The 14,899-nt window shown below is 64.8% G+C and carries 11 protein-coding genes; 7 read left to right on the top strand and 4 right to left on the bottom strand.

What is annotated here, in order from left to right; genetic code table 11:
* The coding region (locus tag GPT33_RS11670; RefSeq protein ID WP_296809087.1) for an efflux RND transporter permease subunit at window positions 1–2,334 on the bottom strand (2,334 nt) is incomplete at its 3' end.
* A gap of 3 nt (window positions 2,335–2,337) precedes the next feature.
* Window positions 2,338–3,363, bottom strand: coding sequence for an efflux RND transporter periplasmic adaptor subunit (locus GPT33_RS11665; RefSeq protein ID WP_296809085.1), 1,026 nt, complete (start codon window positions 3,361–3,363; stop codon window positions 2,338–2,340).
* 576 nt (window positions 3,364–3,939) lie between these two features.
* Here GPT33_RS11665 and GPT33_RS11660 point away from each other — a divergent pair.
* Window positions 3,940–6,348, top strand: coding sequence for a PBP1A family penicillin-binding protein (locus tag GPT33_RS11660; RefSeq protein WP_296809082.1), 2,409 nt, complete (start codon window positions 3,940–3,942; stop codon window positions 6,346–6,348).
* Window positions 6,349–6,818: 470 nt separating this feature from the next.
* On the opposite strand, the gene GPT33_RS11655 is transcribed toward GPT33_RS11660, so the two are convergent.
* Window positions 6,819–7,700 carry a DUF6279 family lipoprotein gene (locus GPT33_RS11655; protein WP_296809079.1) on the bottom strand — a complete coding sequence of 294 codons (882 nt, stop codon included), beginning with the start codon at window positions 7,698–7,700 and terminating at the stop codon, window positions 6,819–6,821.
* Window positions 7,701–7,889: 189 nt separating this feature from the next.
* Here GPT33_RS11655 and GPT33_RS11650 point away from each other — a divergent pair, with 189 nt between their 5' ends.
* From GPT33_RS11650 to GPT33_RS11625, 6 genes are all read left to right on the top strand, one after another.
* Window positions 7,890–8,402: an MOSC domain-containing protein gene (locus GPT33_RS11650; protein ID WP_296809076.1), complete on the top strand. Its 513-nt coding sequence runs from the start codon at window positions 7,890–7,892 to the stop codon at window positions 8,400–8,402.
* A complete protein-coding gene (locus GPT33_RS11645) occupies window positions 8,399–8,809 on the top strand; it encodes a hypothetical protein (protein WP_296809073.1) in 411 nt (136 codons plus the stop codon). The genes GPT33_RS11650 and GPT33_RS11645 overlap by 4 nt, the downstream gene beginning before the upstream one ends.
* Window positions 8,809–10,998 carry a protein-disulfide reductase DsbD domain-containing protein gene (locus GPT33_RS11640; RefSeq protein ID WP_296809071.1) on the top strand — a complete coding sequence of 730 codons (2,190 nt, stop codon included), beginning with the start codon at window positions 8,809–8,811 and terminating at the stop codon, window positions 10,996–10,998. The genes GPT33_RS11645 and GPT33_RS11640 overlap by 1 nt, the downstream gene beginning before the upstream one ends.
* 64 nt (window positions 10,999–11,062) lie before the next feature.
* A complete protein-coding gene (locus GPT33_RS11635) occupies window positions 11,063–11,683 on the top strand; it encodes a thioredoxin family protein (protein ID WP_296809067.1) in 621 nt (206 codons plus the stop codon).
* Between the two features lie 77 nt (window positions 11,684–11,760).
* The gene (gene alaC, locus GPT33_RS11630; protein ID WP_296809064.1) at window positions 11,761–12,963 is read left to right on the top strand and encodes an alanine transaminase; all 1,203 of its coding nucleotides are present in this window, start codon (window positions 11,761–11,763) and stop codon (window positions 12,961–12,963) included.
* Between the two features lie 60 nt (window positions 12,964–13,023).
* Entirely contained in the window at window positions 13,024–14,340 is a 1,317-nt protein-coding gene (locus GPT33_RS11625) for a homoserine dehydrogenase (protein ID WP_296809059.1), read from the top strand.
* Window positions 14,341–14,555: 215 nt separating this feature from the next.
* On the opposite strand, the gene GPT33_RS11620 is transcribed toward GPT33_RS11625, so the two are convergent.
* Window positions 14,556–14,899: hypothetical protein (locus tag GPT33_RS11620; RefSeq protein WP_296809054.1), on the bottom strand; the 344-nt coding region annotated here is incomplete at its 5' end.

The following is a 14,899-nucleotide window of genomic DNA, read 5'->3' as shown; positions in this document are numbered from 1 at the left end:
CCGCAGCTTGAGGTCGACCTCTTCGTCGCTCAGCCGGTATTTCCCGATGTAGCGCCCGTCCAGGACCGAGGCGGCCATGCGTGCTGCGTCGCCCGCGGTGAGGCCGAGCTCGCGGGCACGCGACTCATCGACTGCGAGCCGAAATACGCGCGAGGGGATGCCCCGATCGTCCTGAAGATCGACCAGATTCGGGCCGAATTCGGGATGATCGCGTAGCCGCTGCAACAGGTCCGCGCTCAGACCCAGTACGGCCGTTTCGCTCGATCCGGCAATCTGGATGTTGACGTCCTTGCCGGTGGGCGGGCCGTCCTTCTCGGCCCGGACGCGGATTCTGACCCCGGGCTCGGCGAACTGCTCGATGAGACGCTCGCGAATCCTGTCGAGATGCTCCAGCGGGTCGTCGAAGGCCTGGTCTGCCTTGCTCGGCAATGCGACCATGACCGTGCCCAGATGGCGGCCCAGCTCGTCCTCGTAGTCCTCGCTGATGGTGAAGCCCGCGAAGCCGGCGGCGGAGCGTGCGTAGCCGGGGCCGTCGGCCATGATGAAGCGGGCGATCGCCTTCACGCGTTCGTGAGTCTGCTCGATCGGCGTCTCGGGCGGGCCCTCGATGAAGGCATAGTAGGTGGAGTAGTCGTCCGGGAAGAACTGGATGCGCACCAGCGGTGCAATGCCGGCGATCGAGACGCCGAGGACCGCGATCGCCGTCAGGAAGGCCACGAGCACCACGGAGAGGCTCAGTACCCGAAAGCGCATGGTGACCCCGATCAGGCGCTCGGTCATGTGCCGGAGAAGGCGCATCAAGCGATTCTCTCGCTCGCTCTGGACCGCGTCTCGGCCGGCCGCGGGTGCCTTCGGGCGCGGACCGAAATCAAGGTAGTGCAGAGGCAAGATCAGCAAGCATTCGAACAGCGAAGCCAAGATGGCAAAGCTCACGGCCTTGGGAATGAGCGCGAAGAACTCGCCCGTGGAGCCGGTCATGATGAGCATCGGCAGGAAGGCCGCGACCGTCGTGGCGGTCGCGGAGATCACCGGCCAGGCGACCTCGGCGGTGCCCTCGATGATCGCCTGCTCGATCGGCTCGCCCTCTTGGACATGCCGGTAGATGTTCTCCACGACCACGATGGCGTCGTCGACGATGATCCCCGAGACCAACACGAAGCTGAAGAGCGTAATCTCGTTGAGCGAGTTGCCGGTCAGCTGCATGAGGACCGCAGTGACCATGAAGGAGAAGGGAATCCCGATGGTAACGAGGCCGGCGTTGCGTATCCCCATGAAGTACCAGAGGATCAGGCTGACCAACAGGACCCCGACAATCATGTTCCAGCCGAGGGTTTGGATGGATTCCTTAATGTAGGTTGTCGAGTCCTGCGTGAGGGCGATCTCGATCCCTTCCTGCTCCAGAAGGGGTGCGAGCTCCTCGAGGATCGCCTCGGCAGCGGCGTAGATCTCCATGGCGTTGCCGCCCTCGGCCTTGAGCAGCCGCAGTGCGACACCGTCCTTGCCGTCGGCGGAGGTGATGACGCTCGGGGTGCGATAGCCGAGGCCGGCGTCCGAGATCAGGTCGTCGACGGTGACAAATGAGCCGTCGGCGTCGCGTCGTACCACGGTGGCGACGACTTGATCGCGCGTGCGAAAGCGCTCGTCCACGCGCACCATGTACTCGCCTGTGCCGTCGCTGAAGTCGCCGGCCGGCAGGGTGACGTTCGCGTCCTGGAGGGCCGCGGCGACCTGATCCAGACTCACGCCGTGCGACTTGAGCTTCCAGGGATCGAGAAAGATGTGGAACTCGCGACGCTGCTCCCCGTCGAGCTTCACCTCGGTGACCCCGGGGATCTGGGCCATGCGGATCTGCAATTCCTTCGCGATCAGGGACAATGCACGGTTGGAGCGATCGCCGACGAGATTGACCGCGACGACGGGGAGCCAGAACGAGGTGCGGATCAGGTCGAAGCGCGGTGGGTCGACGCCTTCGGGAAGACGCTCGAGGATGCTGAGCACGCGAAAACGCAGCTCGTCGTAGAGTGCGCCGTAATCGGTATCGTCGCGAAACTTGACGACCAGGGTCGAGCGCTCGCGGACCGAGTTGGCGCGAATGAACTCGACCTGCTCCAAGCCGTCGAGCGCCAGCTCGATCTCGCGCGTCACCAAGGCTTCAACATCGCGCGGAGAGGCGCCCGGATAGACCGTAGTGATGACGACCTTACCGAAGTTGACCTCGGGATAACGCTCGGTCGGCAGTGCATCGAGTGCGAAGACGCCCGCGACGATCATGAAGACGAACAGCAGGTTGAAAAGAACCCGCTGGCGCAGCGTGAAGCGAACGACGGCGCGCACGGGTCAGCCCCCCCCGTCGACGCGAACCCGATCGCCGGGTTTGAGCCCCGGGGCCGTGACCCGAATCAGTTTCGGGTTCAGTGCGTCGGGGCCGAGCGGCAACGCCGAAACCCGCTCCCCGTTCTCGCGAAGGACCCAGGATTCCTCGTAGCTGGAGGCGAGCGCGGAGGGCGGGAGGCTGACGGCGCCGGTGGCCTCGGGCAGGCGCAGGCGCAGGCGCACGCGCAGTCCGCCGCGCGCGGGCTCCACCGCTTCGGTCAGGGCTAGCTCGACGGCGATCTTGCGGGTCTCCGGATCGAATCCGGGGTTGACGCGGTGGATGCGCGCTCGGATCGCTTGGTCGGCCGTGTTGCCTAGGTCCAGGACCTCCAAGGCGAGATCCGAGCGTGTCTGTTCGAGAGCAGCGAATTGCTCCGGGGTCAAGGCGAAGGGGACCAAAAGGGTCGAGAAATCCGCTGCACGGCCGACCGTCTCGCCGCCGCGCACCCACTGTCCGAGCTCGACATTGCGGGCGGTCACCGACCAACCGACGGGGGCCGAGATGGTTGCGCGCGCGAGGCGCTCTTGAAGCATGCGCCGTTTGACATCCAGCGCCCTCAGGGCGTGGCTGTTGTCGCGCAGCGACTGCTCGAGCGTATCCAGTTGGGAGGCCGAAGCGCTGTTTTGGCGCACCAGCTCCCGAAATCGGGTGACCTCGCGTTGATCGTAGTCGACCTGCGAGCGCAGTCGTTCTTCTTGGACGCCGATCTCCTCGAGATCAAGCTGCAGAAAGGTGGTGTCTAGTTGAGCGAAGCGCCCGTTCTCGTCGATTCGGTCACCGACATCGGCGAAGAGCGCTTGGACCCGGCCGTCGGTCTCCGCGACCAAGGGTGCCTCGGCGAGGGCGCGGCTGAACCCCACGAGTGCGATCTCGCGCATCGCGGGGACCGCGGTGACCAGGGTCGGCTCGGAGATGTCGGCGGCGGCGACGCCCTCGAGCGCGGCGATCAACAGACAAGCCGCGGACGCGGTGAGTCGAAGAAACCTCATGAGAGACGCGGTTTGCGCCGATCGTGACGCGTCGGCCCCCGGCCCGGATGGACGTCGCGGGGGATCGAATCCAGTGTGCGCATGGCAAGCTCTCTTCAGTGATTGAACGCCACGATGCCGCAGGCCTCGGCGCCGACGATGTGACGACCGGATCGGGTTCGCCACCCGATCGAGCGCGGCCGGCTCAGAGTGCCCTAGTGTACAATCGCTGCCGACCAAAATGATGAAGAGACTTGCTGCACCCGGGAGACATCACGCGTCGACCTGGCGAGGCGGGCGGAGGGGCACTTGAACCGAAAGTCCGATAGCGCAATGCCGGGATCCGGCGGTGGTGTGCCGCCCGAGAACCACTCGACGGAGCGCGAAAGGGTTCGTTCCCGTTTCGGACCTGGCTTCGGCTTCGGTTACGGTTCCGGTGCCGGCTTTGAGCCGGACGCGGGCTCGGATCCGCCCTCGCCGCGTCCGATACCCGGGAAGTCATCGGCGCGCGCGGCGCGGACCAAGCATCGTAGCGGTCGGGGTTCGTCACGGCGTGGCCGCTCCGTTTTCGGTTGGTTCACGGGCTTCCTCGCCGTCTTGGGTGCTCCTCTGCAACTGCTTGGGTTGGGTCTGCTCGGGGCGGGTGTCTTCGTGTCGGTCCATGCCCCGGAGCTTCCGAGCGTCGAGAGTCTGCGTCAGGTCCGGTTCGAAGAGCCGCTGCGGGTCTTCAGCAGCGACGGCGGTTTGATCGCCGAGTTCGGCATCGAACGCCGCCGTCCGGTCGCCTATGAAGACATTCCGCCCCTGGTGGTCAACGCCTTTCTCGCAACCGAGGATGCCCGCTTCTTCGAGCACGGCGGGGTCGATGCGATCGGCATCGGCCGTGCTTTGCTGAGCTTCGCCTCCACCGGCACCAAGGCCCAGGGCGGAAGTACCATCACGATGCAGGTGACCCGCAACTTCCTGCTCAGCTCGGAGAAGACATTCCAACGCAAGCTCGCCGAGGTTTTGCTCACGCTCCAGGTCGAACGGACCCTCACCAAGGACCAGATTCTCGATCTCTATCTGAATCAGATCTTTTTCGGCCACCGCGCCTACGGCATCTCGGCCGCGGCCGCGCTCTATTACGACAAGGAGCTCGACCAGCTCACCCCCGCCGAGGCGGCAATGTTGGCGGGCATCCCCAAGGCGCCCTCCAGCAACAACCCCGTCACCAATCCCGAGCGAGCGCTCGAGCGACGCAACTACATCCTCTCGCGCATGGTCGAACTCGGTCAGATCGACCGGGAGGAGTACGAGATCGCGGTCTTGACGCCCGATATGGCTCGGCTGCATCGCCGTCAGCCGGACCTCGACGCCGGTTACGTGGCTGAAATGGCGCGCCAGACTGTTGTCCAGCATTACGGAGAGGACGCTCTCAGTCAGGGGTTTCGGGTCACCACGACGATCGATTCGCGGTTGCAGAGCGCTGCGCAGGCGGCGGTGCGTCGGGCGTTGCGCGATTACGACCGACGTCACGGCTATCGCGGCGCCGAGGCCAAGATCGACCTCGACGGCGCTACGGATGCAGACATGGACGCCTATCTCGAGACCGTCACGAGGATCCCGGACTTGACGCCCGGGTTGGTGACGCGTGCATCCAGCGGCGAGGCGGAGGTCTATATCGGCTCCGGGCGGCGCATCGAGCTGGGCCTCAAGCAAGTCGCCTGGGCACAGGAGTTCCGCAACGCGAATTGGCGCGGCCCCCGGCCGAGACGGGTGACGGATGTCCTCGCGGTCGGCGACCTCGTTCGACTCCAACACGACGGGCCACTCCAGGACGGTCCAGTGCAGGACGAGGGGCGTTGGGAGCTCGGGCAGCTGCCGAGTGTTGCGGGTGCCTTGGTCTCGATCGCACCGCAGGACGGTGCGGTTCGCGCCCTGGTGGGAGGCTATTCGTTCAACGCGAGCAAGTTCAACCGTGCGGTCGACATGCGCCGTCAGCCGGGCTCGAGCTTCAAGCCCTTCGTCTTCGCTGCGGCCCTGCATGAGGGCTGGACACCGGCGAGCCTGATCAAGGACGAGGCGGTAAAGCTGACCGGGACGCAAGACTGGAACCCGCGCAACTCCGATCGCAAAGAGATGGGGCCGATCCGGATGCGGCGCGCACTGGCGCTCTCGCGCAACCTGGCCGCCATCAACCTGCTGCAGAGTGTCGGTTTGGAGGACGCTCAAAACTACATCCGGGCGTTCGGATTCGACCTGGATGCCATGCCCTTGGGCCTGTCCATGGCGCTGGGGACCGGCGAGATGTCGCCGATGAAGCTGGCCGAAGGCTATGCGGTGTTCGCCAACGGCGGGTTTCACGTGACGCCCTATTTCATCCAACGCATCGAGAGCGGCGACGGGCGGATCCTCTTCGAATCCAACGCTCCGCGATCCTGCTCGGACTGTTGGTACCGTTACGGCGATGACGCGGCACGGGTGCAGGGCACGCAGGCCGGCGCGGCGGCCCCGCAGGCGATCGACCCGCGCATCGCCTATCAGATCACCTCGTTGCTGCGCGAGGTCGTCGAGGCAGGCACGGGAACACGCGCCAAGCAATTGAAGCGTGAGGACATCGTCGGCAAGACAGGCACGACGAACGACGTGCGCGACTCTTGGTTTGCAGGCTATCAAGCCGACTTCGTCACCATCGCTTGGATGGGCTTCGATGACTTCGAGAAGCTCGGCCGCGGCGAGGAGGGCGGCCGGGCCGCCCTGGGCATGTGGGTCGATTTCATGAGCGCTGCACTCGAGAACCTCCCGATCGCGCAGCTCGACCCACCACCGGGCATGGTGCAGGTGCGGGTCGACCCGACCCGCGGGACCGAGACCAAGGCCAAGAGCGGTATTTTGGAGATGGTGAACGAGGAGTTCAGCAAGGATCTACTTGGCCCCGAGCCTGTCAGGATCGCCGGCCCGACCAGAAAGGCCGATACCTCCGTACGCCGATCCGCGCCTCGGGTGATGGACGACCTCTTCTAAACCGTGTCCATCGCGAGGCGAGCGCTTGGTGTGGAGGTCGCCGACGTTGGACCCCAAGAGGTTTGAGCGGGACACGGTTTAGAATAATAATAATAAAAACAACAAATTAGGAACGACTCAAAAACAACGGAAACACGTAGGATGGGTAGAGCGCAGCGAAACCCATCCTCCCCGCTCCGACGCCCCGGCTCCGGCACCGACCGTTAGAGCGCAGCGACCCGATCCTCCAAGCGCCAAGGTTTCCCATGGCCACCTCAAGAGCGCAGCGAAGCCGTCCTGACGGCTCAAGCGCCCAATCCGAGTGGCGGCGTGGAGAAGATGGGTTTCGCTGCGCTCTACCCATCCTACGTTTTTCAGGTTTGAAGATTTTTAAATTCTTGAACCGCGTCGACCGCCGAGGTTGTTGGATCCGAGACGGCCGGAGCTCATGTTACCCACGCACATCGCTCCGGACGCGGTTCAATGCCGGTTCAACAGGTCATCTGCGCCATCTTAGGCTGCTTCTGCAGTTTCATAAAATCATCGCGAAAGCTGCGTAAACGCTTGTTCAAACGATCCCGTTGACTGGCGTCGAGGGTCTTGCCGAGGCTGACGAAGAGCTCGCCGATCCGCTCGCCCAGCCGTTGGCCGCCTTGCTCGAGATCCGGCGGCAGATCATTGAAGTCGACGAGCCAGTCGGTGAGGAAGCGCTTGATCTCGGGCTCGGGGGCCTTGGACCGGATCAGCGCCATCAAGCGCTCGCGTTTGCCGGTGCGATACTCGACCAGGCTCGCTTGGGTGTCGGGCATGCGCCCGGTCACCTCCTTGACGATTGCCTGTTGCTCCGCGCTCAGCGGGCCGGTCCAGTCCTCGATGGATTTGACGTAGCGCCTGGCGCGTTTCTCTTTCTCTCGCGTGCTGGTGCGCTCGGCAATCTCGGCGCGATCCTCGGCAGCCTCTTTGCGGAAGCGCTCGTCCAGGCGCTCGATCTGCGCCGGGGTCAACTCGGCCAGAAGCGGTGCGGCGAGGGTCACGGCGAATCGTGCCTGGCGGCTGTAGAGATCTCGGAATTCACCGGTGAGGCAGGCCATGTTGCTGGCGTTGAAACCGGCCTCGCTGGCCGTGAGGATATGATCGAAATAGGCCGCCAGATAGGGCAGCTCCTCGGCGCGATGACGCGTCAGCTCCGCGCCGAGAAGGGGCTCCCAGCGCTCGAGCTGGGATTGCTCCAGATCCAGGTAGTCTTTGGCATAGGTCTTCACGAGAAAATCGCCGGTGTTGTAGGCGATGCCGATACGGCTGCATCCCGTGAGCGTGAGGGCGATCGCGACGAGGACCGCGGCGAGGCGGATCGGGAGGAGGAGTCGGGGCATAGCGAGTGTCGTCTGGTTGAGGTTGATCTTGGCCGAAAGACAGCGCGGACGTGAACCTTATCAGTCCGCGCAGAGGCTGTGCGCGGTTGGACGGCGTCGAGGCCGAATGGATCCCGCGGGCGATGTGCATGTCTTGTCCTCTGGTCTGTTGCCCCGAACTTGACCGGTTTCAAGCCACAGGTGCAGCGCATGGAGTCTCTTTCGGATCTGATTGCCCGATTTCCGCATCCGGGCGAGGTGGCGTGGATCGGTCGACGGCCGGCGCGAAGGGCGGATGTGATCCCCTGCGCCAAGGTAACGGCGTTGGTCGGGCGCGGCCTCGAGGGCGATCATTATGCCGGGCGTTCGGGCTCGCGCGGCGTGACGCTCGTGCAGGCCGAGCACCTCGCGGTCGTGGGCGCGCTCTTGCGCCGAGATCCGATCGACCCCGCATTGCTGCGGCGTAATCTGGTCGTCTCAGGTGTCAATCTTCTGGCGCTGAAAGGCCAGCGGTTTCGCATCGGGACGGTCGTACTGGAGGGGACGGGCCCATGCCCGCCCTGCTCGCGCATGGAGGAAACACTGGGTCCCGGAGGCTACAACGCCATGCGCGGTCACGCCGGACTGAACGCACGGGTGGTCACGGGCGGGATAATCCGGCTCGGCGATGCCGTCGTTCCGTTGCTGGCCGAGATCGATCCAGAGGAGACCTTTCCGCAATGAAGTGCCCCTTCGCTGCTCCACTGATCAAGACAACGGCGGCCTGTCGTCATGCACACGAGGTCGTCCGCCGAGGTGGCTCTGAATTCGATTGCCTGTCCGAGGCGGAGCATGCCCGCTGCGAGCAGGTCTTCGCCGGTCTCAAGGCGTGCGCGCTGGCGGCCTCCAACGTCGAGGACGATCCGACACAGATGCCCCACAGCCTGCTGGTGAAGATCCAGTCCGGCGGTCTGATCGGTCTGCAACGACTGCTCGGGGAGTCCGACGCGGATGGACGCGCGGCCGATATCGGCGACCTCGTCACCCGCGCGGCGGCGAGCTTCGGCGGAGCCGATCGCATCCCCTACGCGGCGTTGGAAGCGGATATGACCACTTTCAAACTGGAGCGGCGAGCGGGGCGACGCCGGTGATGATGGGGATCTGCATCGCGTCGTCGTCGAGCATCCTTCATCGCGGATCGGCGAGCCGCGGGCTCTTTCAGACGGGCCTCGTCCTCCTCGTCCTGTCGCTCGTCTGGCCGGGGTTGGTCCCGGCCAACCCGGTCACGACCGAGAACGTGACGGCCCGCTTGGTCGCGGAGCGGATGGAGGTTGCGCCGGGCGACACGCTCGACCTGGCCCTGGTGTTCGAGATCCGACCGGGCTGGCACACCTACTGGCGCAATCCGGGCGACTCCGGCGATCCGCCGCGCATCCGCTGGACTCTGCCGGAGGGTGTCGAAGCCGGTCCGCTGCGCTGGCCGAGACCCGAGGTGATCCCGGTCGGGCCGTTGGCCAACTATGGATACTCCGAGCGGGCCGTTCATCTGATCGCACTCTCGGTGCCGGCGCAATGGCCTATCGGCGAGCCTGTGCACATCCGCGCGGATGTCGACTGGCTGGTGTGCGAGGAGGAATGCATACCTGAATCGGGCCGCTTCGATCTGACGCTCCCGACCGGAGCCGCGGTCGGACCGGCCCCGATCGATCCGTTGCAGGCGGACGTCTTTGCCGCCGCCCGCATGGGGTTGCCGGACGGGCGGATCGAGGGTGCCGTGCTCGGCGTCGCGGACGCGGGGCTCGGTCTCGTCATACCCGCGGATGGACTGTCGTCGGAGGAGGGCGATGGAGTCGAGATCGGCGGGGCCTGGTTCTTCGCCGGCGAATGGGGTCTCATCGAGCACGCCGCGGAGCAGCCCTGGCGAGTGGTCGACGGCAAACTGCGGATCGGTCTGTCGCCCGGTGCCTTGGCGGACCAAGCCGCGCCCGATGGGCTGCTGGTGATTGCGGATGCGCTCGGAGAGGTGCGCTCCTACGAGGTCGCGGCGGTGCGTGGACCGCTCCCGGAGGACATTGCTCGGGACCGCCCGATCGGGCTGCCGCTGGCCTTCGCCTTCGCGCTGCTCGGCGGCCTGATCCTGAACCTGATGCCGTGCGTCTTTCCGATCCTTGCGATGAAGGCACTGAGTCTGATCAATGGCCTCTCCGGGCAGGGTCCGGAGGCGGCGCGCGAGCGTGTCCTCCACGGCCTGGCCTACACCGCGGGGGTTCTCTTCTTTTTCGCCGGGCTCGCGGTGCTCTTGTTGGCCCTGCGTGCCGGCGGGGCGGCCGTCGGTTGGGGTTTTCAGCTCCAGTACCCGCCCTTCGTCGTCTTCATGGCCTACGTCTTTTTCGTGATCGGTCTGAGTCTCGCGGGCGCGATGACCATCGGCGCCCGGCTGATGAGTCTTGGTGGCGCCCGAACGGGATCGGGCACCGCAGGCGCCTTCGGAACCGGCGCCCTCGCGGCCTTGGTCGCCGCACCCTGCACCGCGCCCTTCATGGGTGCCGCCTTGGGATATGCCGTTACCCTGAGCTGGCCGCTGGCGTTGGCGATCATGCTGACCTTGGGATTCGGCTTGGCGCTACCCTTTCTCGTGTTGTCCCTGGTGCCGCGGTTTGCCCGTTTGCTGCCGAAACCGGGCGCGTGGATGGAGACCCTCAAGCAGGCGCTCGCCTTCCCGATGTTCGCGGCCGCTGCTTGGTTGGTCTGGGTCCTGAGCGTGCAGACCGGATCGGCGGGGGTCGCGCTGGTGCTCGGCGGGCTGGTCCTGTTGGCCTTCGGGCTCTGGTTGCGCGAGCGCACCCGCAGCCTGCCCTCGGCACGGCGGCGCTGGGGTCTCGCCGCGACCTCGTCGGCGCTCGTCGGTGCACTCTATCTCGGGGTTGCGACCGATCGGTTGGCCGCACCGATGCTGTCCGAGGGAGAGCAGTCCGCGAGCGGACTCGCGAGCGAGCCCTATTCGCCGGAGCGCCTCGCCGCAGCGCGCGAGGCGCGCCGACCTGTCTTCGTCAACATGACGGCCGCGTGGTGCATCACCTGTCTGGTGAACGAGCGCGTCGCCTTGAGCGCGTCGGACGTTGCGCGGAGCTTCTCGGATGCCGGTGTGCTGTACCTCAAGGGCGATTGGACCAACCGCGATCCCGCGATCACGGCCTATCTCGCCGATCACGGGCGCAACGGTGTCCCGCTCTATGTCTTCTATCCGCCCGACGGGGATCCGCAGATCCTGCCGCAGATCTTGACCGAGGACATGGTGCTGCGCGCAATCCGCTCGTCGGCACCGGGTTCGTCGGGATGAAGATTCACTGAGATCGCCGACGCGTTCTGATGACTGATCACCCACCAGAGAGAAGGAGAACACCATGAAGCACGCTGTTCAGAAGACCCTCGTCGTCGGCGCTGTCGCCTTGGCCGCGACGCTGAGCTTCGGCGTCGCCGTTGCGGCCCCTAAGGTCGGCGCTCCGGCACCGGATTTCAGCGTCGTCGACACCGCAGGCGAGACCTGGACCCTCGGGGGTCTTGCGGGCAAGAAGGTCATCCTCGAATGGACGAATCACGATTGCCCGTACGTGGTCAAACACTACGCCTCGGACAACATGCAGGCCCTGCAGAAAGAGGCGACCGATGCGGGTTATGTCTGGCTGTCGGTCATCTCCTCGGCGTCGGGCAAGCAGGGGCATGTGAGTCCGGCGCAGGCCGATGACCTCACCGACGATCGAGGCGCTGCGCCGACTGCGGTCTTGCTTGATACCTCCGGGGACATGGGCCGCGCTTACGATGCCAAGACCACGCCGCACATGTATGTCATCGATCCGGAAGGGACCTTGGTGTACATGGGCGGCATCGACGATAAGCCGACGACCGATCAAGCCGACATCGCGGGCGCGAGCAACTATGTGCGTCTCGCCATGGCCGATCTGGCTGCCGGCAATCCGGTCGGCACCCCGGTGACTCGGCCCTACGGGTGCTCGGTGAAGTACTGATTCATCGGCTTTGAATCTGGCGGGCGGGACTGTAGACTTCAGCGTTTTCCCCACTCCCAGCGTCAAGAGGTTGTCCAGTGGTCGCCCCCGAGCCCGAATTTCACCGCATCAAGCGGTTGCCGCCCTATGTCTTCAACATCGTCAACGAGTTGAAGGCCGAAGCGCGAGCCCGGGGCGAGGACATCATCGACTTCGGGATGGGGAATCCCGACCAGCCGACCCCGCAGCACATCGTCGACAAGCTGGTCGAGGCGTCGGTCCGCAAGGACACGCATCGCTATTCGGTCTCGCGCGGGATCCCGCGACTGCGCCGCGCCATCTGTCATTGGTATCGCGATCGCTTCGATGTCCATCTGGATCCGGACAGCGAGGCGATCGTCACGATCGGCTCGAAGGAAGGACTCGCCCATCTGGCGCTCGCCACCATGGGGGCCGGGGATTCGGTCTTGGTGCCGAATCCGGCCTATCCGATCCATCCCTATGGATTCATCATCGCCGGTGCGGACGTGCGCCATGTCCGCCTCACGCCGGACGTGGACTTCTTCGAGGAGCTGCAGCGCGCCATCCAGGACTCGTGGCCGAAGCCCAAGATGCTGGTGCTGAATTTCCCGGGGAATCCGACCACGCAGTGCGTGGAGCTGGATTTCTTCCAGAAAGTCATCGACATCGCCTCCGAGCACGGGATCTGGGTGGTCCACGATATCGCCTATGCCGACATCGTCTTCGACGGCTATCGTGCCCCCTCGATCCTGCAGATCCCGGGCGCGAAGGATATCGCCGTCGAGTTCTTCTCGATGTCCAAGAGCTACAACATGCCGGGCTGGCGCGTCGGATTCATGTGCGGCAACCGTACACTGGTTGCCGCGCTCGCGCGCATCAAGTCCTATCTCGACTACGGGACCTTCACGCCGATCCAGGTCGCGGCCATCGCTGCGCTGGAGGGGCCGCAGGATTGCGTGCGCGAGATCAGCGACACCTACGAGAGCCGGCGCGATGTTCTGTGCAGCGGGCTGAACGCCGCGGGCTGGCCGATCGAGCCGCCGAAGGCGACCATGTTTGTTTGGGCGCCGATTCCCGAGCCCTATCGGTCACTCGGCTCGCTCGAGTTTTCCAAGAAGCTCCTGCAGGAGGCCAAGGTTGCGGTCTCGCCCGGGATCGGCTTCGGTGAATACGGGGACGGCCACGTGCGTTTCGGGCTGATCGAGAACGAGCATCGCACCCGCCAGGCGATTCGCGGGATCAAAGAGATGTTCCGCCGCGAGTCGCGCGCCGGGAGCTGAGCTTTCGAATGAGGTTGACGCACGCGTCGGCGAACCGATTTGCGAACAAGGGGTGCATGAATGGAACCGGTGAAGGTTGGACTTCTGGGCTTGGGGACGGTCGGCGGCGGCACCGTGTCGGTCTTGTCGCGCAATGCCGCGGAGATCGCGCGTCGGGCCGGTCGCGGGATCGAGATCTCGCACGCGGCGGCACGCGACTATGATCCGGAGCGCATTCAAGGTCTGGAGGCGATCGGACGGATCGGCACCGACGCCTTCGCCGTGGTCGAGGATCCCGAGGTTCGGATCGTCGTCGAGCTGATCGGCGGATACTCGCCTGCGCTCGAGCTGGTGCTCAGGGCGATCGAGAACGGCAAGCACGTGGTTACGGCCAACAAGGCGCTGATCGCGCGGCACGGCAACGAGATCTTCGCCGCGGCGCGCGAGCGTGGCGTGATGGTGGGCTTCGAGGCGGCCGTCGCCGGCGGTATTCCCATCATTAAGGCCTTGCGCGAAGGCCTGGCGGCAAACCATATCGAGTGGATCGCCGGCATCATCAACGGCACCGGCAACTTCATCCTGACCGAAATGCGCGACAAAGGTCGCGATTTCGCCGATGTCCTCGCCGAAGCTCAGGCGTTGGGTTACGCGGAGGCCGATCCGACCTTCGATGTCGAAGGCATCGATGCCGCGCATAAGCTGACGATCCTCAGCTCGCTGGCCTTCGGTGTTCCGCTCCAGTTCGAGCGGTGTTTTACCGAGGGCATTTCGAAGGTTGGAGCGTTGGACGTCGCCTACGCCGCGGAGCTGGGCTACCGCATCAAACACCTCGGCATCACGCGTCGCAGCGAGGACGGGATCGAGCTGCGGGTGCACCCGACGCTGATCCCCGAGCGCCGTCTGATCGCGAATGTCGACGGGGTGATGAACGCCGTGCTGGTGAAGGGCGATGCGGTCGGGCCGACGCTCTATTACGGCGCCGGGGCGGGTGCAATGCCGACCGCGTCGGCGGTGATTGCGGACCTGGTGGATGTAGTGCGTGCCCTGACGACGGATCCCAATAACCGGGTTCCGCATTTGGCCTTCCAACCCGACGAGTTGGCCGACACCCCGGTGATGCCGATGGAGGCGGTGCAGACCGCCTATTATCTGCGCCTTGCGGCGCTCGATCAGCCCGGCGTCATGGCTCGGATCGCGAGCATCCTGGGCGAGCAGGGCATCAGCATCGAGGCGATCAAGCAGAAGGAGCCGGAGGAAGGCCAGACGCATGTGCCGTTGGTCATGCTCACCCATCGTGTGATCGAGCGTCAGATGAACGAGGCAATCGCCCGAATCGAGGCGTTGGATTCGGTGCAGGGCGAGGTCACGCGGATCCGGATGGAGACCTTGTCGGGCTAAAACAGTGCGCGTCATGCCGCACAGATTCGACCGTGTCCAGAGCGAAATGCATCATTTCCACGTTGCGTTTGGCTTTGGCGATATCCTCGATCTCGATGAGACGCGGTTAAAATTTTAATCTTTTTAATATTTTAAACCGCGCCGGCACCAACGGTCGTCAAGTCTGTCGAGGCCGATCCCATCCACAAACATCGCATACCGCACCGGGGCGCGGTTTAAGGCCACAGGCGGATGGCGGCAACCACCAGTGCGCCGACGGTGACCGTCAGGCCGAATGACCAGAACATGAAGCGGTCGAGCCGCCGGGTTAGCTCTTCGAAGCGTTTGTCCATGGCTTCGAAGCGCTTGTCTGTGGCTTCGAAGCGTTTTTCGACGGCATCGAAGCGCTGATTCATGTTCAGCTGCAGTTGCTCGAAGCGCTTATCAACGGCCTCGAAGCGCTTGTCCATGTTCAGCTGCATCTGCTCGAAACGCTTCTCGACCGCGTCGAAGCGCTTGTCCATCTGCACCAGGATGGTCTGGATCAACTCGCGCTGGTGCCTGAGCTCCTCCTCGACCC

The sequence above is a fragment of the Thiocapsa sp. genome, assembly GCF_011390875.1.
GTDB lineage: Bacteria > Pseudomonadota > Gammaproteobacteria > Chromatiales > Chromatiaceae > Thiocapsa.
Note: the sequence above shows the minus strand (reverse complement) of the source record. Positions and strands in the feature narration are given on the sequence as shown.

Bases quoted from the DNA above. Each gene is read 5' to 3' on its own strand.
- GPT33_RS11665 (WP_296809085.1), bottom strand. From the start codon at position 3,363: ATGAGGTTTCTTCGACTCACCGCGTCCGCGGCTTGTCTGTTGATCGCC.
- GPT33_RS11655 (WP_296809079.1), bottom strand. From the start codon at position 7,700: ATGCCCCGACTCCTCCTCCCGATCCGCCTCGCCGCGGTCCTCGTCGCG.
- GPT33_RS11650 (WP_296809076.1), top strand. From the start codon at position 7,890: ATGGAGTCTCTTTCGGATCTGATTGCCCGATTTCCGCATCCGGGCGAG.
- GPT33_RS11645 (WP_296809073.1), top strand. From the start codon at position 8,399: ATGAAGTGCCCCTTCGCTGCTCCACTGATCAAGACAACGGCGGCCTGT.
- GPT33_RS11640 (WP_296809071.1), top strand. From the start codon at position 8,809: ATGATGGGGATCTGCATCGCGTCGTCGTCGAGCATCCTTCATCGCGGA.
- GPT33_RS11635 (WP_296809067.1), top strand. From the start codon at position 11,063: ATGAAGCACGCTGTTCAGAAGACCCTCGTCGTCGGCGCTGTCGCCTTG.
- GPT33_RS11625 (WP_296809059.1), top strand. From the start codon at position 13,024: ATGGAACCGGTGAAGGTTGGACTTCTGGGCTTGGGGACGGTCGGCGGC.